A 21,101-nucleotide genomic window follows, 5' to 3' on the forward strand; every position below is an offset into this window, starting at 1 on the left:
TGCACCTATTGGTCTTGCGGGTGTGTCCGAACCACGCATGTGCAACGGGAAAGGTTTCCCCGCACGTGGCGGGGAAACCGTTTGGTCGTAAGCGTTAGGCTTAACCGCGAACGCGGTCGCGCTGCGTGGTGTAGGCACCCGACGACAGGTTGTTCCACGCCGAGGACGCTGCCATCGACGACATTGCGCTGTCGTGGATTTTCTTGAACAGCTCGTCGCCCATGTTCTCGTCCAGAACTTCCTGGCTGGCTGCGCCGAAAGCGTCCCAAACACTGTCGGGGAATTCCAGAACCTTCACACCACCCGACTGCAGACGCTGCAGCGCGGCACCGTTGTTGGCCAGGAACTGCGCCAAGTTCCACTGGTGCGCTTCGGCGGCTGCGATCTCGATGATCTTCTGCTGCGCCGGTGTCAGTTCGTCGAACACATCGCGGTTGGTCGCCAGCGACAGACCCGCACCTGGCTCGTGGAAGCCCGCGGTGTAGTAGGTCTTGGTGATTTCCTGGAAACCAGCTTTTTCGTCGGCCCACGGACCGATCCACTCGGTTCCGTCAATCGCACCAGACGACAGCGCCTGATACACTTCCGAGCCCGGAATGTTCTGAACCGATGCGCCCAGTTTACCCAGCGCCTGACCACCCAGACCCGGCATACGGAACTTCAGGCCCTGGAAATCCTCAGGGCCGTTGATCTCTTTCGAGTACCAGCCGCCCGCCTGCGCACCGGTGTTCCCGGCCAGGAAGGATTTCAGGCCAAAGATTTCGCCCAGCTCGTCATGCAGCTCCATGCCGCCATCGTGGTAGTACCAGTTCACCAGTTCCTGCGCGGTCATGCCGAACGGAACAGCGGTGAAGAAGGCGTAACCCGGGTGCTGACCCACAAAGTAGTAGTCTGCCGCGTGGTACATGTCGGCCTGACCGGACGACACCGCGTCAAATACTTCGAATGCGCCAACCAGTTCACCGGCAGCCTTGATGTCAACGGTCAGGTTGCCATCGGACATCGTGGTGATGCTGTCGGCGCAGCGTTGTGCGCTGTCGAACACGCCTGCCAGACCGCGACCCCATGAGGTCACCATGGTCAGGGTGCGCTTGCCCTGCGCATAGGCCGGAGCCGCCAGCGTGGTGGCCGCAGCAGCCGAACCGCCCAAAGCAGAAGTTTTTAGAAATGAACGACGATCCATATGAGTGTTCCTCCCCTACATAGTCCAATCCCCCGGTCCTGCCGGGGTAGTCGTTTTCAGTGCGGGCCAGCCTAATGACCAAGATTTGAATGTGAATACCTACTACTACGTAGGCGACCGCGTTTTTTGGCGGGCCACGCGGCAAAAACTGGAAAACATCCAGCTATTTCGGCCCGCAGGGCGCACAATCGCAGGTTCCGGCCCAAAAATTTTGCATTTTCCGCCCCGCTTGCGTATCGATTCGACCATGAGGGGATTCCGACATCTGATTTCGCTGACCTACGGCCAGAAACTGTCGCTGATCGCCGCGATTCCGCTGGTCGCGGCGGTCGCGGCCATTGCCCTGCTTGTCGCCCACGAATCCCGCGCCACCGCCGAACGCGAAATTCAGGCCCTCGAACGCCGCCTGATCGAAGCCAAGAAAGAAGAGCTTAAGAACTACGTCACACAGGCCCGCAACGGGTTTGCCTATATCTATGGACGCGCCTCGCCGGATGATGCGGTTGCACAGAATCTTGTGACGCAAATCCTGTCGGCGATGATCTACGGGAAAGACGGGTTCTTTTTCGTCTATGATTACGACGGCACCAATCTGGTCAGCCCGCGCCAGACCCAGTTCATCAACCGCAACTGGGAAGGTCTGACCGACAGCGACGGTACCCCGGTCGTGGATGAGTTCATTCGCCTCGCCCGGCAAGGTGCGGGCTGGCACAGCTTTATGTGGCAAAAGCCTTCGACCGGGGAAGAGGCGCAGATGATCGCCTATGTGGTCGGCCTGCAGGATTGGCAATGGGCGGTCGGCACAGGTGTGTTCATCGACGATATCGTCGCCACTGTCGCCACCGCCCGCGCCGAGGTCGAAGCCCGCGTGCAGCGCACCTTTCGGTATATCGGCGGCATCGTTCTGGCCGCTGTGCTGATCGTTTTCGCCTCGGGCATGTTGCTGAACGTCCGCGAGCGGCGTCTGGCCGATGCCAAGCTCAAGGAACTGACCCAGCGCGTGTTTGACGCGCAAGAGGAAGAGCGAGGCCGCGTGGCGCGCGAGTTGCATGACGGGATCAGCCAGATTCTGGTGGGCGTCCGCTATGCGCTGGACAACGCGCGGCGGCGGCTGGAACGCGGCGACGATGACGGGGCCCGCGATCCGCTGGGCAAAGGGATCGACCACCTGGGCACCGCCATCACCGAGGTGCGCCGCATCAGCCGCGACCTGCGCCCCGGCGTGCTGGATGATCTGGGCCTCGGCCCTGCGCTGAAAACGCTGACCGACGATTTCCGGGACCGCACCGGGATCGAAACCGAGTTCACGACGGTCGTCTTCCGCAACCGTCTGGATCAGGACAGCAAGATCGCGCTGTATCGCATCGCTCAGGAAGCACTGACTAATATTGAACGCCATTCCGGCGCAACCCGTGTTACCATCGATTTGCGTGGCCACAAGAATGGGGCAACCATGCGCATCACTGATAACGGCCGGGGTCTGCCCGGTCGGCAGGATCAGGTGAATACCGGGATCGGCCTGCGCAATATGGAAGAGCGGATCGCACAGCTTGACGGCACCCTGCGCATCCTGTCATCCCGCGCACCACGCGGCGGCACCGTGATCGAGGTCAGCCTGCCCCTCAGCCACCTGCTGCCACCGCAGGAAGATTCACCGCCGAACCGAAAGGCCGGAACATGACAATCCGCGTTCTCATCGTCGATGACCACCCGATGGTCGCCGAAGGGATTCAGTCCATTCTGGAAAGTTACCCCGACATCTCCGTCGTGGGCACTTTGGGCACCGGCCAAGAGGCCGTCGATCAGGCCACTGATCTCTCCCCCGATGTGATCCTTATGGATTTGAACATGCCGGGCCTCGGCGGGCTCAGCGCGACGGAACTGATCCTGGAACGCCTGCCCGACACGCGCATCCTGATCCTGTCGATGCATGACAGCCCCGAATATATCTCAACCGCGCTCAGCCATGGGGCCAAAGGCTATGTTCTGAAAGACGTCCCCACCGATGAGATCAAACAGGCCATCGACGCAGTCATGCGGGGCGAGCAATATCTGTGCACCGGGGCAAGCGGTTCGCTGGAGCCCAAAGGCGACAGCACGCGCGAGGCGCTGACCGGGCGCGAACAGACGATCCTGCTGGAACTGGCGCAGGGCAAATCGAACAAAGAAGTTGCCATCGCGCTTGAGATTTCGGTCCGCACCGTGGAAACCCATCGCAAGAATATCAAACGCAAGCTCGGCATCTCCTCCACCGCCGGGCTGACCCGCTATGCGCTGGAACACGGCGTGCTTCAGGGCACCAGCCCCGGCTTCTGAACCCACCCGCAGCGCGGCACGCGCTGCCCGGCCCAACAGGCGGAGATGCGCCGCAGGCGCATTGACAACGGGCGGGAGAGGTCACGCCCTTGGTCGAATGTCCTGACCAAAGAACACCAGCGTGCCATCTTCATCAAGGACATGAAATTCTCGCTGCAAGTAGGGCTGATCAAAGGGCGCACGCACACGCCCCTCGGGCAGGTCCTCAAGCCCCGGACGCAGGCTTTCGTACAGCGCATCCACATCATCCACATCGATGTAAAACGACTGCTCCTCGCCCAATTGCCGCCCATCCTCGCGCGGCGGGCATTCCAACAGCCTGATCGCTACAGATCCCAAAGACAGGAACGCATAATTGTCCTGCCGAAACCCGCAGGAAAACCCCAGCCGGTCACAATAGAAATCAATCTGATTTTGCAAAGATGAGCACAAAACAAAGGGCGTAAGCTGCAATATCTTGGGCACGGGCGCCTCCGGGTAAGACTGTATCCAACCTCAGCCTAACAGATTTCAATCCAGCAATTGATCATTTCTGTTTCCTTCGCGATCGTGGTGATGCTGCAGCACCCGACCATAAAGCTGGCGTGTCCGCTCCACCCCACCGCACATCCCCTCAGCCTCAACGAATGAGAATATGCCAACATACCGGCGGCGCTCTCCCTTGACCGGGGCCACCCGATGCAGCGCATAGCGCCCCTTGAAAATCTGCAAATCGCCCGGCTGCAAGTCCAGTTCGCGAACCCTGGACATGTTTCCGCTCAAAACCGAGGCCACACCTTTGAAATTCTCATCCTCGGCGGTGCGCAGGTTCGGAACATATTCAAATGCCCCGCCCGCCTCACCGTTCTGGATGGCCAGAGTGACAGTGTAGTTGTTCGTGTCGAAATGCCATGGGAACCCCTGCCCTTCTTCCACCACGTTGATGATCACATCGGCCAGCGGATCGTCATAGCGAAAGAACCGGTCCTCCGGCTCATTCAAAGCGTCTCGTACAAAGGGCATGAACCCTTCGAACTCATAGATACGACGCAACGGTCCTTTGGCGCGGAAATTATCTGCCGGAACAAACGCGTTTGAGCGGTCAAAGAACCGACGGATCGGGTGGCCGATACCATAGCTGGGGTCATCTTTAGTAAAATAGGCATTGGTGCGATTGAAAGAGCGGTGCGCTTTGGGCGCAACGCGGTCTGCCTCTCTCACCAGCTTCTCAAGCCCCGCCTCATGAACAAAGCCGGGCAACACGGCGCAGCCGTCCTGGTCCAGTTCCCGCCGTAAATCCCCAATCAGCTGCACATAGGCACGCGAGTCCGGGCGATCGATGGGATACCGACCAAGGTCAACCAAATCCGCCAGCATCAAACGCTCCACGATAGCCACTCCTGAGGATCAGCGTGCCTCAGACGCAAACCCGCCTCATGTCCGTTTCAGACATTGCGCTGACGCAATCTGACAAGTTGAAATCCAGATTCTCCCCTCTGCGGCGGGCCTCATTTCACGGAAATTCCCAACCTGCGGCAATCTGCGCAACAAAATGTCGCAAAAACCGCCATTCTGATTACAAAATTGGTGCGATTGCCTGTTGACGCCCCGTCGCACCGCTCATAATGTCCCTGCACGCAAAAAGAGGAGCCTCTGGCGATGAAAACGCTAGTCGTAATCGTAGGAACAACGCGCATGGGCCGGTAACGGAAAACCATAATCGAACCCATGCGCCTCCGAAAACCTCGGGGGCTTTTTTTTGGCAATACGCAAGACACATGTCGCGAACGGAGCAAAGCAGATGACAGGTGAAATGACCGGCGCAAAGATGGTGGTTCAGGCCCTCAAGGATCAGGGCGTGGACACGGTATTCGGATACCCCGGTGGCGCTGTCCTACCGATCTATGATGAGATCTTTCTGCAAAACGACATTCGCCACATTCTGGTGCGTCATGAACAGGGGGCCGTACATGCAGCCGAAGGCTATGCGCGCTCGACCGGCAAGCCGGGCGTGGCCCTTGTGACGTCGGGGCCCGGCGCCACCAATGCGGTGACCGGCCTGACCGATGCGTTGCTGGATTCGATCCCGATTGTTGTTCTGACCGGCCAGGTTCCAACCTTCATGATCGGCTCGGACGCCTTTCAGGAGGCTGACACAGTGGGCATCACCCGCCCCTGCACCAAGCACAACTGGCTGGTGAAGGACACGGATTCGCTGGCGGAAACCCTGCACGAGGCGTTCCATGTCGCCACCTCGGGCCGTCCCGGTCCGGTGCTGATCGACATCCCAAAGGACGTTCAGTTTGCCTCGGGCGAGTATTCCAGCCCGAAACCGTCAACCTCGCATTACCAACCGGTTCTGAAAGGCGATCTGGAAGAGATCACCGAACTGGTCGCCGCAATGGAAACCGCGAAAAAGCCGGTCTTCTACACCGGCGGTGGCGTCATCAACTCAGGCCCGGCAGCCAGCCAGTTGCTGCGCGAGCTGGTTGACAGCACCGGTTTCCCGATCACCTCGACCCTGATGGGTCTGGGGGCCTACCCGGCGTCGGGTGAGAATTGGCTGGGGATGCTGGGGATGCATGGTCTTTATGAGGCCAACCTGGCGATGCATGATTGCGACCTGATGATCAATATCGGCGCGCGGTTCGACGACCGGATCACCGGGCGGATCGACGCGTTCTCGCCAAACTCGAAAAAAGCGCATATCGACATCGATCCTTCGTCGATCAACAAGGTGATCCGCGTCGACATCCCGATTGTCGGCGACGTGGCCCATGTGCTGGAGGACATCCTCAAGGTCTGGAAATCACGCGGTCGCAAAACCGATGCGGCATCGGTTGCCAAATGGCAGGAACAGATCGCGGATTGGCGCAAGGTCAATTGTCTGGCCTATACCAACAGCGAAAAGACGATCAAACCGCAATATGCGCTGCAACGTCTTGAAGAACTGACCAAAAAGTACGACCGCTACATCACGACCGAAGTCGGTCAGCACCAGATGTGGGCTGCGCAGTACCTGGGCTTTGAAGACCCCAACCGCTGGATGACCTCGGGCGGTCTGGGTACGATGGGCTACGGCACTCCGGCCTCGATCGGCGTGCAGATGGCCCATCCCGATGCGCTGGTGATTAACGTGGCGGGTGAGGCGTCGTGGCTGATGAACATGCAGGAAATGGGCACCGCCGTCCAATACCGCCTGCCAGTGAAACAGTTCATTCTGAACAACGAACGCCTCGGCATGGTGCGCCAGTGGCAGGAACTGCTGCATGGTGAGCGGTACTCGCATTCCTGGTCCGAGGCCCTGCCCGATTTCGTCAAGCTCGCCGAGGCGTTTGGTGCCAAGGGCATCCTGTGCTCGGACCCTGCAGACCTTGATGACGCGATCATGGAGATGATCAACTATGACGGCCCGGTCATCTTTGACTGTCTGGTTGAAAAGCACGAAAACTGCTTCCCCATGATCCCGTCGGGCAAGGCCCATAACGAGATGCTGTTGGGCGAGGCCGAAACGCAGGGCGTGATCGACTCCAAAGGTTCGGTTCTGGTTTAACAAAATTCGTCGAATTTTGTCGGGCGCTCCGGTGCCCGACCTTCGCAGGATGATGAAAGGGACATAAATGTCTGCCCTACATATCAAAAAAGGCGCAACCCGCCATTCGGCCTACAACCTACGGCCCACCTTCTCGGACGTGCAGGAACGTCACACCATCGCCGTTCTGGTCGAGAACGAACCCGGCGTTCTGGCCCGCGTGATCGGCTTGTTCTCGGGCCGTGGTTACAACATCGAAAGCCTCACCGTGGCCGAAGTCGATCATACCGGCCATCTAAGCCGCATCACCATCGTCACCACCGGCACGCCGCAGGTGATCGAACAGATCAAAGCGCAGCTGGGCCGTATTGTGCCTGTGCACGACGTCCACGATCTGACCGTCGAAGGCGCGGCGGTTGAGCGTGAACTGGCCATCATCAAGGTTGTCGGTGAAGGCGATAAACGGGTCGAGGCGCTGCGTCTGGCCGATATCTTCCGCGCCAATGTGGTCGACAGCACGCTGAACTCGTTCATCTTTGAAATCACCGGTGCGCCGGACAAGATCGACGCGTTTGCCGATCTGATGCGCCCGTTGGGTCTGGTCGAAGTGGCCCGCACCGGCGTCGCGGCCCTGCTGCGCGGCGAGTAACCCGTTCTTTCACTATCGATCTGATCCTTGCGGATTGGGATCCCACTGATGCGGCTGGCAGTTTTTGCCAGCCGTTTTTCTTCTGGTTGTTCTTTGCGCAATTTCGCAGAAAAAGATCACACAAAACAGCATAAAGCCTATTGCCTTTGTGACAATCAACGTTAGCCTCAGGATATCGCGTGGCGATGGGATGCGCCCGCGAGTGTCATTTGTACGATTGCGAAAGCGTTCCGGCCAAAAGGCCGGACATGTTGCGTATTAAAAACAAGTCGCGAGAACCTGGGACATCAATGACGAAGAACCTCCGTAGCCCGGACGAATTACGCCGCATGTTTGGCGCCAATCTCAGACTTCTTGCGCAGCCCTACACGTCGGTTTCGGAATTGTGCCGCCAGTTGGGCATCAATCGAACGCAATTCAACCGGTATCTTGGCGGCGAGAGCTTTCCCCGGCCCGATGTGCTGGATCGTATCTGCCGTTTTTTCGACGTGGATGCCCGCATTCTGCTGCGGCCGCTGGATGAAATCGATCAGGCACCCGCGCACCCGGCGGCCTCGGCCCTGACCGAATTCCTGGGCTCTGGCCCATCGACCCTAACCGAGACCCTGTTTCCCGCCGGCTTTTACTACGCAACGGAAACCGAGATCGAAGAAACTCAGCCATCCCGCCACAGGCTGTTTCACGCGCGCCGATTGCCGCAATGCACATTGGTGCGCGGCTACGAACCCCGCCCCGGCATGCCCGGTGCAACGCCCACGGATCGAGAGGTGCAGGGGATCGCTGCCTGTGCCGGCCGCCAGATCTACATCCTGATGTCCAGCCGGGGCTCGCAGAACAGTCGCATCTATCTGATCACACGCGGAACTGACGAAAATGCCGACCGCTGGCGCGGTGTCGCTATCTGCCTGTCGAAAACGACCGCCAGTGCGACAACAACCAGGCGCATTCTGCTACGACATCTGGGGGGTGATCCCTCGGCTGTGCTGGCGGCAGCACGTACCGCGCGCCATTCAGAGCGGCGTGAGCCACAGCTTATAAGCTAAAGCGTTTCGGGTTTAATTTGAGACACGAACACCCTGCCACGCCTGCGGCGTTCTCGGGACATTCGTGTCACAGAGTGATTCAGGTAAAAAAACCGAAACACTCTAGTGTTCAATCCGTTTTTTCAGTGATGAGCCGGTAAAGATGCCAGCTGGCATGCCCCAACAAGGGCAGCACGACCAGCAAACCCAAAAACCACGGGATCATCGCCGCAAAGGTCAACACGGCGATAAAACCGCCCCATAGCAGCATCACCCCAAAATGATCTCGGACATAGGCAAAGCTGGCGATCATTGCAGATACGAAATCCAGTTCCCGGTCCAACAACATTGGGATGGAAAGCACTGTAATCATATACAAAACAGTGGCAAACACCGCCCCGACCGCAGTGCCCACGGCCAGCATCGTCAGACCATTGGCGGTCATGTAAACCTCAAGCGAGGTAGAGACGTTGGTCATGGTCGACAGCCCCATGAACAGAGCAAAGATCATGTGCCCCAGAAAGAACCAGAACAGAAACATCACGACGATAATCGCGCAGATCGAGGGTAACTGACGCCGCCCCTGCTGCACCACAACCCCAAAGATCGCGCCGAAGTCCAGCGGTTCTCCCTGTTCCAGCCGGTGAGACACTTCATACATGCCCACCGCAGCAAAGGGCCCCAGAAGCGGAAAGCCAATGGCGGCCAACACCAGCCAATAAGACGTTCCCGTCTGCAGCGTGACCCAGGCGATGGCCCATCCGGCCAACACGTAAAAGGCCGCGAAGATCAGCCCGAACACCGGTGCCCTGCGGAAATCGACCCAGGCCCTGCGCAGGGCTTCGCGCAACATCTCAGTTGTCACTGTCCCCATTTGCGGAACACCAAAGGGTTTGTCCATGTTAACTTTCCTCCCTTACCAGCCCTGCATTCAGGCCGCGCGTTGTTGTGGCCACCCGGTTGCGGCATGATACGCGGCCCCGATGGACAGGATCTGCGCGTCGCTCCCCCGAGCGCCAAACACCTGCATGCCCATTGGCAGCCCCTCTTGCCCAAAGCCGACGGGAACCGACAGGCATGGCACGCCGATCAGGCTGACCGGCACCATGACCTCCATCCAGCGGTGATATGTATCCATCTGCGTCCCGGCGATCTGTGTCGGGTACGGTGTTTCAATCGGGAACGGCCAAACCTGTGCCGAGGGCAGGACCAACGCGTCAAACTCATGAAACAGGGTAGCCGCACGGCGGAACCAGTCTGAACGTGCAACGCTCGACTCATGCACCCGCATCGCGGACAGCGCCAAACCCTGATCCAACTCCCATTGCGCAGTGTCTTTCAACGCAGCCCTCTGATCGCGCAAAGGCGCAAGCCCTGCGGCCACGCTCCAGGATCGCAATGTGACCCAACTGTCCCAGATTTTCTCAGACGGAAACGGTGGCGCAACCGGAACGACCTCGGCCCCCAACTCGGTGAAAACCGCCAAAGCGTCGTTGCACAGGTCGCGAATCCCATCTTCGAACCTGTAGGCGCCCCCCCAATCGTCTAGCCAACCGATCCGAACGCCCCGCATGTCAGCAGCCTGTATCGGGGAAACCGGCGGGCTGGCCTGCGCTAGGGGATGCCGCGGGTCAGGCCCCGAAATCACATCCAGCAAGACACCCAAATCCTCGGGGCTGCGCGCCATCGGACCCAGCGTGGACAGCTGATGCAGATACCCATCACCAACCGGCTCAGATGGCACCCGTCCCCAGCTGGGCCGAAACCCGTAGACGTTGTTCCAGGCCGCAGGGTTGCGCAGGCTGCCCATCATGTCAGACCCATCGGCCAGAGCCACCATCCCAGTAGCCAACGCAACCGCTGCCCCGCCCGAGGACCCACCACAGGTCCGGGCCGGATCATAAGGGTTGCGCGTCGCTCCATAGACCGGGTTGAACGTGTGCGACCCCAAACCGAATTCCGGCGTATTGGTCTTGCCGATCAGGATCGCCCCAGCCGCCCGCATCCGCGCGGCAATCAGATCGTCCTGCTCTGGTACAAAATCCCGAAAAATCGGCGAGCCTTGCGACGACACAACCCCGGCCACGTTGACCAGATCCTTGACCGCAATTGGCAAACCATGCAGCGCACCCCGGTGCGGCCCGTCATCCAGCGCATGGGCCTCTGCCAGCAAATCCTCGGGATCGCGCAAGGCAACAATGGCATTGGCCGACCCGTTGACCGCCGAAATCCGATCCAACGTGGCCTGCATCACCTCAACCGCCGACACGCGCCCGGCGGCAATCGCATCCAGCAACTCAATTGCAGTTGTTCGGCCCAGCTCCATCCCATCCCCTTTTCAGAGACAGCCTAGCCGGGGCCTCACGCCATTTAAACCCACTGTTTAGATGTATCTTTTCGGCCGTCAGAATCGCGGGATCCGCTTCATCTGGCCATAAATATCCCGGGGGAGTCGCGGCTTGCCGCGGCGGGGGCAGAGCCCCCTGCCCGACCTTAGTCGCCCTGCGCCTCGGACCGGCTTTTGCCCGCCACATTCAACGCAAGCGTTGCCGCCATGAAACCATCCAGATCGCCGTCCAACACACCCTTGGTGTCCGAGGTCTCATGATTGGTCCGCAAATCCTTGACCATCTGATAAGGCTGCAAGACGTAAGATCGGATCTGGTTGCCCCAGCCCGCATCGCCCTTGGCCTCATGCGCGGCGTTGATGTCGGCGTTCCGGCGATCCAGCTCTTGCTGGTACAGCCGCGATTTCAGCGCTTTCATCGCAATATCGCGGTTCTGGTGCTGCGATTTCTCAGAGCTTGTCACGACGATACCCGTCGGGATGTGCGTAATCCGCACAGCCGAGTCCGTGGTGTTCACGTGCTGACCGCCCGCACCGGACGACCGGTAGGTGTCGATCCGAATGTCCGAGGGGTTCACCTCGATCTCGATATTGTCGTCGACCACCGGATAGACCCATACCGAGCTGAACGAGGTATGCCGCTTGGCCGCCGAGTCATAGGGCGAGATTCGCACCAGACGATGCACACCGCTTTCGGATTTCAGCCAGCCATAGGCGTTGTGGCCGGAAATCTTGTAGGCTGCGGATTTGATCCCGGCCTCTTCACCTGCTGTCTCGGATTGCAGCTCGACCGTATAGCCTTTTTTCTCGGCCCACCGCACATACATGCGCGCCAGCATCGAGGCCCAGTCGCAGCTTTCGGTTCCACCCGCGCCCGAGTTAATCTCGAGGAACGTATCATTGCCATCCGCCTCGCCATCCAACAGCGCCTCAAGTTCTTTCTTGGCGGCCTTTGCCTGCAGCGACTTGATCGCCGCTTCGGCGTCAGTGACGACCTCTTCGTCCTCTTCCATCTCGCCCAGTTCGATCAGCTCAATATTGTCGCTGAGATCGGTCTTGATGGACTCGTAGGTCTCAATTGCATCAACCAGTAACTGACGCTCGCGCATCAGTTTCTGCGCGTTTTCGGGGTTGTCCCACAGGTTGGGATCCTCAACCCGCGCATTGAATTCCTCAAGCCGGTGCGGGGCCGTTTCATAGTCCATGCGCTGCGCCAGCAGCTCCAGCGACTTTTCGATTTCCGCCACGGTATTCTGGGTTTCGGCGCGCATGGTCTTGTCCCAACATTCTCAATCAGGTGTGCGTGATAGCAAGAGGTTCAGGCCACCACAAGACAGCGGTGGCCGCAAAACATGTCAGGTGTCAGTAAAGACCGCCGGTTGACAGATCGCCCTGGCTGGCATTGGGTCCAACGGTCACAGTATTGCCCGTCGATGTGGTGACCTGGCGGCCAGTGTTGACCTCTTCGAACAGCGGCAGGTCGGACCCGACGGCAAAGCCACCATCATAGACACGGTCGATAAAGCCATCGACGCCATCGCGGAAATACTCGGCCACGACATAGTCACCGCTTGCATCCGCAGGCAGGCGCGCACCGCTGAACCGGTCAATCTTGATGAAATGGCCCCCCTCGGGCACTTCAAAGGGACCGCCGCCGTATTTCTCAACGGCTTTTTCCATAAAGCTTTGGAAGACCGGGCCGCACATAGTGCCGCCATAGGCCCCCCGCCCCATCGGACGCGGGCGGTCATAGCCGATATAGCAGCCTGCCACGATGTTCGAGGTAAAGCCGATGAACCACGCATCCTTGGATTCGTTGGTCGTGCCGGTCTTACCCGCCGTCGGAACCGGCAGCTTCACATGGGCAGACGCCGTGCCGCGATCAACAACGCCTTTCATCATCGAGGTCAGCTGATAGGCCGTGATCGCGTCCATCACCTGCCAGCGGTCGGTCACGATGGTTGGCGATTCATCCGGTTCCAGCCAGGCCGAGTTACAGTCGACGCATTGCCGATCATCATGGCGATAGATCGTCTTGCCAAAGCGGTCCTGAATACGGTCGACCAGCGTGGGCTCAACCCGCTCGCCACCATTGGCGAACATCGCATAGGCAGCGACCATCTTATAGAGCGTCGTCTCCTCGGACCCCAATGAGTTGGCCAGAAACGCGCCCATTCGGTCATAGACGCCGAACCGTTCGGCATAGCCTGCGACCACCGGCATCGTGACCTCTTGCGCCAGGCGGATGGTCATCAGGTTCCGCGACTGTTCGATCCCCGTGCGCAGCGGTGTCGGGCCGTAGAACTTGTTCGATGAGTTCTTGGGCCGCCACAGGCCCTGCGGCGTGTTCACCTCAATCGGGGCGTCCACAACGATGGTGGCGGGGCTATAGCCACTGTCCAGCGCGGCGGCATAGACAAAGGGTTTAAAGCTGGAGCCCGGCTGGCGTTGTGCCTGCGTGGCGCGGTTGAACACCGAATCCTGATACGAGAACCCACCCTGCATCGCCAGAACACGGCCCGAGTTCACGTCCATCGCAACAAAGCCACCCTGCACTTCGGGCACCTGACGGGCGGACCATTGGCCCTCTTCGCCGGCCATCACCAGAATGACGTCGCCGCGTTTGAAATTGTCCTGGAAATTGCCCTGCATCCACTGGATGTCCGAGCGTGGGACGATGCCATCGGCCGGGCCGCCCTCAACCCCTACGGTCAGGGATTGGTCGGCCACGTTCAGCACCACCGCCGGATACCATTGCGTCGGCAGCACCACGTCACGGGGGATTTCCATGATCGACAGCGCCTCGCGCCATTGCGCCTCATCCGCCAGATTGTCCTCGGCGATCACCTCGCCCGTGCCGCGCCATTTCCCGCGGGAACGATCGTATTTCTGCAAGGCGGTCCGAAGGGCCTTGGCGGCCTCAACCTGCATCTCTTCATCGACCGAGGCGCGGACGGTGAAGCCGCCGGTAAAGAACTCACCCTCACCAAAATCCTCGCTCAGCTGGCGGCGAATTTCATCGGTGAAATAGTCGCGCGGCGGCAGCGCGGTGCGGAAGCTTTCGAAATCCCCGTTCTGGACCGAGCGCAGCGGCTGCGCGACCTCAGCGTCAAAAGTGGCCTGATCGATATAGCCGTTCTGGCGCATCTCGCGCAGCACATAGTCCCGGCGCGCCAGCAGGCGTTCCTTTTGCCGGACCGGATGGTAATCCGACGGCGCCTTCGGCATGGCGGCCAGCGTCGCGGCTTCGTGCGGGGTCAGTTCCTGCAGCGTTTTATTGAAATAGGTCTGGGCCGCTGCGGTCACACCGTAGGAGTTCTGGCCCAAAAAGATCTCGTTCATATAGAGTTCGAGGATCTGTTCCTTGTCCAGCGTATCCTCAAGCCGGGTGGCGAGGATGATTTCCTTGATCTTGCGTTCGGCGCGGCGGTCACCGGACAGCAGGAAGTTCTTCATCACCTGTTGGGTAATCGTGGACGCACCGCGCACGTTTTCACCCTTGGATTTCACCGCCTCAACACCGGCCGCAATGATACCGCGCGGGTCATAGCCCTGATGCGTGTAGAAATTCTTGTCTTCCGCCGAGATGAACGCCTGTTTCACCAGATCGGGGATTTCCTCGGACGGCGTGAACAGACGGCGTTCCTGCGCGAATTCGTCGATCAGCTGACCCTCGCCGGAATAAATCCGGCTGATCGTCGGCGGCTTGTACTGCGCCAGCGATTCATGGCTGGGCAGGTCGCGCCCATACATCCAGAAGATCGCGCCAATCACCAGCGCGGCCATGAAGATACCCAGTGTGACGAGGCTGAAGATCGCCCCGAAAATCGAAAGAATGAAACGGATCACGTTACTGCCTTTTACTCGCGGTGCCGCCTATATAGGGATGCCCCGGCGCCGGGTCAAAACACGTTAGCTTACTTTAGCCGATTTGCGCCGCAGGGTCACTGACCAATCAGCGACCTTTTGACCAGATCGTCCTGCCGCCATTGCTCCAGCCCGTTGACGATGCCAACCGCCATGCCCCTGCGCCATTCGGGGTCTTTGATGTTTTTCAGGTCTCTGGGGCTGGAGAGAAATCCAAGCTCGATCAGCACCGAGGGGATGTCTGCGGCCTTGAGCACCGAAAACGAGGCCGAGCGGAGCGGTCGGCTGTTCATCGGCCCGCCCTGCTGCGCCATTCCTCCGGCCAGCGATTGCGCCAAAGCATCGGTGCGCGGTTTGGTTTCCTGACGGGCGATGTCCAGCAGAATGTCAGTTACCTCATCATCGGCGCCGTTCAGATCAACGCCCGAGATCAGATCGCCCCGGTCATGACGCTCGGCCAGTTTTTGGCTGGCGACATCCGACGCCTCTTCGGACAGGGTATACACCGCCGCCCCATGCGCGCGCCCCTCAAGCAGAATGTCGGCGTGCAATGAAATGAACACATCCGCCTGCGCCCGATGCGCCAGCGCGATGCGGCGTTCCAGACTGACGAAATAGTCATCATTGCGCGTGAGAACCACGTGATAACCCTCTGACCGTAATAGGGTTTCGCGCAATTCCCGCGCAAAAGTCAGCATCAGGGTTTTCTCATTGGTTCCACCAGCCTCGGCCCCCGGGTCAATGCCACCATGGCCGGGGTCCAGCATCACCACCAAAGGGCGCGTTCCGCCATTGCCGGGCACAACCGGTGTCACCGCCGGTTCCGGCAGGTCCCATCCTGCCTGACGCGGGGCACCGGCGCTGGCCGCGAAACTGTCGAAATCGGTGCCCATCAGCCCAAGGGACAGACGCGCCTGACCGCTGACCTGATCGACCCGCAGATCTGAGGTTTCCACCGACAAGGGCGCGCCAAGCTCCAGCACCATGCGCGACCAGCCTGGAACATAGGCTCCGAATTGCACGCCGCTGATCCGGTCGGTCTGCAAAAGCGTCTGAGGGTCCAACCCGGTCCAGTCGACCTCTTGAAAGTCGAGAACCATGCGATACGGATCCTGCAGGGTGAATACCCGGTACGGCACCCCCTGGCTGAGGCCCAGATCAATCCGTACACCGGACCGGCCATCATCGGTGATCCGGCTTTCGGCGGGCAGAACGCGGGCGAGCGCGTTGAAATCCTGCGCAAACGCAGCACAGCTCAGCGCCCAGATCAGCGCGATGGCGTAGAAAATCCTGCTCATGGCCTCAAGTTTTCCCGAGATCGTTTGACGATGACCCTATCTGACCCAAGCGGTTTTGTGAACGCCCTAGACCGGTTCTGTGATCGCCCCGCGCTCGGCCATAAAACGGCGCAGGCGCTGCAACCCCTCTTCGATGTCAGCCGACGATCGTGCGTAGGAAAAGCGCAGCGTGTGGTGTCCCCGCGCCGGGTCGAAATCCAGACCGGGCGTGACCGCCACACCGGCCTTGTCCAGAATCTCAGCCGCAAAGGCGCGGCTGTCATCTGTCAGGTCCGAGACATCGGCATAAACATAAAACGCCCCATCCGGCGGCGCGATTTTGGTGAACCCTGCCTTGGGCAACCCATCCAGCATCAGCGCGCGGTTGCGGCGATAAACGTCTAGGTTGGCTTGCAATTCATCCTCGCAATCCATCGCGGCCAGCGCCGCCACCTGGCTGGCATGGGGCGCGCAAATGAACATGTTCTGGGCGATGCGCTCGACCACGCGCACCTGATCCTCGGGCACGACCATCCAGCCCACGCGCCAGCCGGTCATCGAGAAATACTTGGAAAACGAGTTGATCACATAGCACTCATCCGTCAACTCCAGCGCGGTGACGGCTTTGGCCTCATATTCGAGCCCATGGTAAATCTCATCACTGATGAAGGACGCGCCCTGCCCGTGTGCGGCATCAATCAGAGCCCCCATTGCAGCGTGATCCAGCATCGTGCCTGTCGGGTTGGCGGGCGAAGCCACCATCAGGCCCTGCAGGTCCATCCCGGCGACATCCGCAGGCACAGGTTGCAGCCGGTTTTCCGTTGCGGTGGGCAGATCGACCGGCACCAATCCCAGCGCCTTGAGAATTTGACGATACGAGGGATAACCCGGCGCGCCGATCCCGACCCGGTCGCCGCTGTCAAACAGCGCCGTAAAAGCCAGCAAGAACCCGCCCGATGACCCGGGGGTGATCACCACCCGGTCAGGGTTCAGGTCGACATTGTACCACTCACCATACAGCTGCGCGATCCGTTGCCGCAGTGCGGGCAGGCCCAGGGCGACCGTATAGCCCAGCGGGCCTTGCTCCATCGCCTTGGCCAGCGCTGCCGTCGCACCCTTTGGGGCCCCTGTTCCGGGCTGGCCGACCTCCATATGGATGATGTGACGCCCGGCCTCTTCGGCGCGGCGCGCAGCCTCCATCACGTCCATCACAATGAAAGGATCGACCCCGGACCGGGTTGAGTTTCTCATGCCCATCTCCCATGTTGCAGCCATGGCTTTTGAACGCGTATCCAGGCTGGCGTCAATCCCGGCTTTGTTGCTGGTTGCAGTGACATGGCTGTCTGCCGCTGCGCCGCTGAAAGCGCAAAGCCTGATCCGTGATCCCGATATTGAATACGGCTTGCGCGAATTGGCCTTTCCTGTCCTGCGTGCCGCCGGGCTGAACACCAACCGCGTTAAGATATTGGTAGTCAACGACAGCACCTTTAATGCCTTCGTCATCGACTATGGCGCGATCTATCTGAACTATGGCCTGATCCTGACAGTCGAAAGCCCCGAAATGCTGCAGGCCGTGATCGCCCATGAGGCCGCCCATATCGCCAATGGCCACCTGTCGCGCCGGGTGGAAAACCTGCGGCAGGCGCAGCGCAATGCCGGTCTTGGCACAGCGCTTGCCCTGATTGCCGCGGCTGCGGGCGGCGGTGAGGCCGCTGCCGGTATCGCCGCAGGCACCCAAAGTGCCGCGATGCGCGATTTTCTGGGGCACACCCGCGCCGAAGAGGCCTCGGCGGATCGCAGCGCAGCCAGCTACCTGCGTGCGGCGGGCATTTCACCCAGCGGCATGGTGGCCCTGCATCAGAAATTCGCAGGTCAGGAATTGCTGAGCGTGGTCAACCAAGACCCCTACATGCGCTCGCACCCCACCAGCCGCGAGCGTCTGAGGGCAGCCCAGTCGTTCATGGTACAATTCGAGGATCTGGCCCAGCCGAACCCCAATGCCGATTACTGGTTTGCCCGGATCAAGGGGAAATTGTCCGCGTTCCTGCGCGCGCCGGGCTGGACCCTGCGCCGTGCGAAAGAAGAAGACGCCCGAGATATTCGCCTGATGCGAGAGGCCGCGGCACATCATCAAAACCGCAACCTCGCCCAGGCTCGTGCGGCCATTGATGCAGCCATCGCGGTTCGCCCAGAGGACCCGTTCTACTACGAGCTCAAGGGCCAGATCCTGCTTGAAAACCGGCAGTTCAAAGAGGCAGTCACCGCCTATTCCGACGCGGTCGATATGGCCCCGAACGATGCCCTGATCCTTGCCGGGTATGGTCGCGCCCTGCTGACACAAGGTCACACAAAGAACGCCCTGCAAGTACTTGAAAAAGCACGCGCCCGGGACCATCGAAATCTCCGTCTGATGCAGGACCTTGGGGTCGCATATGCGCAGGTCGGCAATACCGGCATGGCCTCGGCCGTGACCGCAGAAAGATATGCACTGCAAGGCAAGATGGCCGATGCAGGCATCCACGCGAAACGCGCGATCCGGCAATTGCCCGAAGGGTCTCCGGGTTGGCAACGGGCTCAGGATGTGTTGATTGCCTCAGAGCGCGCCGAAAAATCGAAAAGGAAACGGAAATGATCCTCAGACATGCAGCCCCCGCCCTTCTGGGGCTTTCCCTGATAAGTGGCCCGGTACAGGCGCTGGACCTGAACGCGATGAGCGATGCGGAAAAGGCCGAGTTTGGCGCACAGGTGCGCGAGTATCTGCTGGAAAATCCAGAAGTCATCATCGAAGCGATCAATGTGCTGGAACAGCGCAACGCCGTGGCCGAGGCCGCAGCCGACAAAGAACTGGTCAAAGCCAACGCGGATGAGCTGTTCGAGGACGGTTATAGCTGGGTGGGTGGCAACCCCGACGGCGACATCACTCTGGTCGAGTTCATGGATTACCGTTGCGGCTATTGCCGCCGTGCCGTGCCCGAAGTGGCCACCCTGCTGGAGGCCGACGGCAACATCCGGCTGGTGATCAAGGAACTGCCCATTTTGGGCGATGCATCGGTCGTCTCATCACGCTTTGCCATTGCGACCAAACATGTGGCGGGCGACGACGCCTATAAACAGGTGCATGACGCCCTGCTTGCCTTTAGCGGCGAACCCAACGAAGTCACGTTGCGCCGTATTACAGATGGTCTGGGGCTGGACAGTGACGCCATCGTTGCCGCGATGGACAGCGATGAGGTCACCGAGGAAATCTCGCAAACCCGAGCGCTGGCGCAGCGGATGAACATCTCGGGCACGCCGTCTTTTGTGCTGGGTACTGAAATGCTGCGTGGCTTTCTGCCTGCCGATCAGATGCTGCAGATCGCAAATGGCGTGCGTGAAGAGCAGAGTTAACGTCTCGGGGCGGCCATGCGCCGCCCCAAACGCTTTTGTTTAGGTTTTGTTGGTGGCCACAACGACGGCCGAGCCGCCTGTAATCAGACTGACACCCGCAGCAGCGCCAACGCCGGTCGCGCAGGCCGCAACGCCACTCAGGATCATAGTGCCGGCTGCCTCACAGCCCAAAGCACCTGAAAACGCTTCAGCCTTGGACGAATTGCTTTTGCCACTTGCAACGAATTCAAGCTGCATTTTTGATAGCTCACCAACCTGCTGCATCGTGTGCTGTTCATTGACCCATTCGAATGCCTCTTCCGAGGTGAAGGTCAGGCCCATTCCTTCACCAATGGCGACTGCATCGGGAAGGTGCCCATAGTGCGTGGGTCAGATGCGAAAATCGGAGCTTTTCCAGAACGCCCAGGCTTGGTGACTGCAACGTCCAGACACTTTCTGTTGAATGCGACCCTTGTCTCAGGCATTGATGGAACAAAAGCCTTTGATCCAACGGCCGAGACACGAATGAGCAACAACCAAAAATCTGGATTGTCCCGCGCGGCCGCCAAAGTGCGTCATGCCGGTCGGGTGATCCGAGGCAAGAAAACCTCGCGCAAAACCAAATCAGTGGACATCTCGCCCGCATTTGAAACGTTGTCAAAAACGCGCCTTCCTGCGGCGGATCAAGGCATTGTCGTTGATATCGGCATGAATGACGGCACGGACACGATCTACTATCGCAAACGAGGGTTTCAGGTCATTTCGGTTGAGGCGATTCCTGACCTTTGCGCAAAAGTCTCTGCAAAACTGACTGATCTTGGCATTTACGGCATCGACATCAAGAACTTTGCCGTCACTGACGGAAAGACAAGCGAAGTTACATTCCATGTGAACAAGTTCAACACCGAGTGGAGTTCAGTCGACGAGCAATTCGGAAGCCGCGCGGAAGGGTCTGAACAGATCGTTGTTCCTGCGATTGATGTGTCCAGCATCCTGCGGGATGTCGCGCGCAGAATCCGCTATATCAAGATCGACATTGAAGGGTTCGACAGTGTTGCCGTGTCACAAATCATGTCGTTGGAGCATTTGCCGCCATATCTTTCGGTCGAAAATGGCAGTTCCCACCTGCTTGAGACGCTGCATCAGAACGGCTATGACCGCTTCAAATTCTCGAACCAGAAATATGTGGAATATCAGACCATTCCGCCGCGATCCCGGCATGGAAAAGTTATTGATCACCAATTCCCTTACGGTGCCTCCGGCCTCTTTGGAGAAGATCTGCCAGGCGATTGGTTGTCCTATGACGACGCAATGAAAGTGCAAAAAGGGCTGAACCTTGCAACGCAGAGCGCCCCGGAAAACCTTTTCGCCGCTGTCATTGGCTGGTTTGATCTGCACGCAAAGCATTCATCCATAAAGTAAACTCGATCAGCTGCCCCTGTCGGCAGGCGCACAGCAATTCGTTTTGATTTCGGCTGCCTTACAGTTCTCAGTAGCGAAAGCGCATGCCGATGACACAATCAACGATTGCTTCGTTTAAACTCAGCTGACTTGAAAGAGCGT

At 59.4% G+C, this 21,101-nt stretch carries 18 protein-coding genes; 8 read left to right on the forward strand and 10 right to left on the reverse strand.

The window, feature by feature from the left end; all coding sequences use genetic code 11:
* Window positions 1–100 precede the first annotated feature (100 nt).
* Window positions 101–1,183, reverse strand: a complete 1,083-nt coding sequence (locus ACRZ94_RS07335) for a TRAP transporter substrate-binding protein (RefSeq protein WP_480651833.1) — start codon at window positions 1,181–1,183, stop codon at window positions 101–103.
* A 247-nt stretch (window positions 1,184–1,430) separates the two neighbouring features.
* Between ACRZ94_RS07335 and ACRZ94_RS07340 the strand changes: the two genes are divergently transcribed.
* Both ACRZ94_RS07340 and ACRZ94_RS07345 read left to right on the forward strand, forming a co-directional pair.
* Window positions 1,431–2,864 carry a cache domain-containing protein gene (locus ACRZ94_RS07340; protein WP_480797014.1) on the forward strand — a complete coding sequence of 478 codons (1,434 nt, stop codon included), beginning with the start codon at window positions 1,431–1,433 and terminating at the stop codon, window positions 2,862–2,864.
* On the forward strand, window positions 2,861–3,499 hold the full coding sequence (locus ACRZ94_RS07345) for a response regulator transcription factor (RefSeq protein WP_480651837.1): 639 nt from the start codon (window positions 2,861–2,863) through the stop codon (window positions 3,497–3,499). The genes ACRZ94_RS07340 and ACRZ94_RS07345 overlap by 4 nt, the downstream gene beginning before the upstream one ends.
* A gap of 81 nt (window positions 3,500–3,580) precedes the next feature.
* On the opposite strand, the gene ACRZ94_RS07350 is transcribed toward ACRZ94_RS07345, so the two are convergent.
* Both ACRZ94_RS07350 and ACRZ94_RS07355 read right to left on the reverse strand, forming a co-directional pair.
* Entirely contained in the window at window positions 3,581–3,964 is a 384-nt protein-coding gene (locus ACRZ94_RS07350) for a bleomycin resistance protein (RefSeq protein WP_480651839.1), read from the reverse strand.
* Between the two features lie 45 nt (window positions 3,965–4,009).
* Complete coding sequence (locus ACRZ94_RS07355; protein ID WP_480652879.1) at window positions 4,010–4,855, reverse strand: HalD/BesD family halogenase; 846 nt, start codon at window positions 4,853–4,855, stop codon at window positions 4,010–4,012.
* A 424-nt stretch (window positions 4,856–5,279) separates the two neighbouring features.
* Between ACRZ94_RS07355 and ACRZ94_RS07360 the strand changes: the two genes are divergently transcribed.
* The 3 genes from ACRZ94_RS07360 to ACRZ94_RS07370 all read left to right on the forward strand — a co-directional run bounded on the left by ACRZ94_RS07360 (window position 5,280) and on the right by ACRZ94_RS07370 (window position 8,702).
* Window positions 5,280–7,031, forward strand: coding sequence for an acetolactate synthase 3 large subunit (locus tag ACRZ94_RS07360; RefSeq protein WP_480651841.1), 1,752 nt, complete (start codon window positions 5,280–5,282; stop codon window positions 7,029–7,031).
* A 67-nt stretch (window positions 7,032–7,098) separates the two neighbouring features.
* On the forward strand, window positions 7,099–7,659 hold the full coding sequence (gene ilvN / locus ACRZ94_RS07365; RefSeq protein WP_480651843.1) for an acetolactate synthase small subunit: 561 nt from the start codon (window positions 7,099–7,101) through the stop codon (window positions 7,657–7,659).
* Window positions 7,660–7,949: 290 nt separating this feature from the next.
* Complete coding sequence (locus tag ACRZ94_RS07370) at window positions 7,950–8,702, forward strand: helix-turn-helix domain-containing protein (RefSeq protein WP_480651845.1); 753 nt, start codon at window positions 7,950–7,952, stop codon at window positions 8,700–8,702.
* A 109-nt stretch (window positions 8,703–8,811) separates the two neighbouring features.
* Here ACRZ94_RS07370 and ACRZ94_RS07375 read toward each other — a convergent pair whose 3' ends face one another.
* The 6 genes from ACRZ94_RS07375 to ACRZ94_RS07400 form a co-directional block, all read right to left on the reverse strand.
* Complete coding sequence (locus tag ACRZ94_RS07375; RefSeq protein ID WP_480651847.1) at window positions 8,812–9,582, reverse strand: DUF2189 domain-containing protein; 771 nt, start codon at window positions 9,580–9,582, stop codon at window positions 8,812–8,814.
* A 30-nt stretch (window positions 9,583–9,612) separates the two neighbouring features.
* Entirely contained in the window at window positions 9,613–11,007 is a 1,395-nt protein-coding gene (locus ACRZ94_RS07380; RefSeq protein WP_480651849.1) for an amidase, read from the reverse strand.
* 167 nt (window positions 11,008–11,174) lie between these two features.
* Window positions 11,175–12,299, reverse strand: coding sequence for a peptide chain release factor 2 (gene prfB / locus ACRZ94_RS07385; RefSeq protein ID WP_480651851.1), 1,125 nt, complete (start codon window positions 12,297–12,299; stop codon window positions 11,175–11,177).
* Window positions 12,300–12,390: 91 nt separating this feature from the next.
* Window positions 12,391–14,877: a penicillin-binding protein 1A gene (locus tag ACRZ94_RS07390; RefSeq protein ID WP_480797015.1), complete on the reverse strand. Its 2,487-nt coding sequence runs from the start codon at window positions 14,875–14,877 to the stop codon at window positions 12,391–12,393.
* A gap of 95 nt (window positions 14,878–14,972) precedes the next feature.
* Window positions 14,973–16,193, reverse strand: a complete 1,221-nt coding sequence (locus ACRZ94_RS07395) for an N-acetylmuramoyl-L-alanine amidase (RefSeq protein WP_480797016.1) — start codon at window positions 16,191–16,193, stop codon at window positions 14,973–14,975.
* A 66-nt stretch (window positions 16,194–16,259) separates the two neighbouring features.
* Window positions 16,260–17,423 (reverse strand): pyridoxal phosphate-dependent aminotransferase, encoded by a 1,164-nt coding sequence (locus ACRZ94_RS07400; RefSeq protein WP_480797017.1) that lies wholly within the window; start codon window positions 17,421–17,423, stop codon window positions 16,260–16,262.
* Here ACRZ94_RS07400 and ACRZ94_RS07405 point away from each other — a divergent pair.
* Entirely contained in the window at window positions 17,422–18,804 is a 1,383-nt protein-coding gene (locus tag ACRZ94_RS07405) for a M48 family metalloprotease (RefSeq protein ID WP_480797018.1), read from the forward strand. The two genes, ACRZ94_RS07400 and ACRZ94_RS07405, sit on opposite strands and share 2 nt — an antisense overlap.
* On the forward strand, window positions 18,801–19,559 hold the full coding sequence (locus tag ACRZ94_RS07410; RefSeq protein WP_480651861.1) for a DsbA family protein: 759 nt from the start codon (window positions 18,801–18,803) through the stop codon (window positions 19,557–19,559). The genes ACRZ94_RS07405 and ACRZ94_RS07410 overlap by 4 nt, the downstream gene beginning before the upstream one ends.
* A gap of 39 nt (window positions 19,560–19,598) precedes the next feature.
* On the opposite strand, the gene ACRZ94_RS07415 is transcribed toward ACRZ94_RS07410, so the two are convergent.
* Complete coding sequence (locus tag ACRZ94_RS07415) at window positions 19,599–19,880, reverse strand: hypothetical protein (protein ID WP_480651863.1); 282 nt, start codon at window positions 19,878–19,880, stop codon at window positions 19,599–19,601.
* 183 nt (window positions 19,881–20,063) lie between these two features.
* Here ACRZ94_RS07415 and ACRZ94_RS07420 point away from each other — a divergent pair, with 183 nt between their 5' ends.
* Window positions 20,064–20,960 carry an FkbM family methyltransferase gene (locus ACRZ94_RS07420; protein ID WP_480651865.1) on the forward strand — a complete coding sequence of 299 codons (897 nt, stop codon included), beginning with the start codon at window positions 20,064–20,066 and terminating at the stop codon, window positions 20,958–20,960.
* Window positions 20,961–21,101 lie beyond the last annotated feature (141 nt).

This window comes from Ruegeria sp. CH10 (assembly GCF_056537125.1).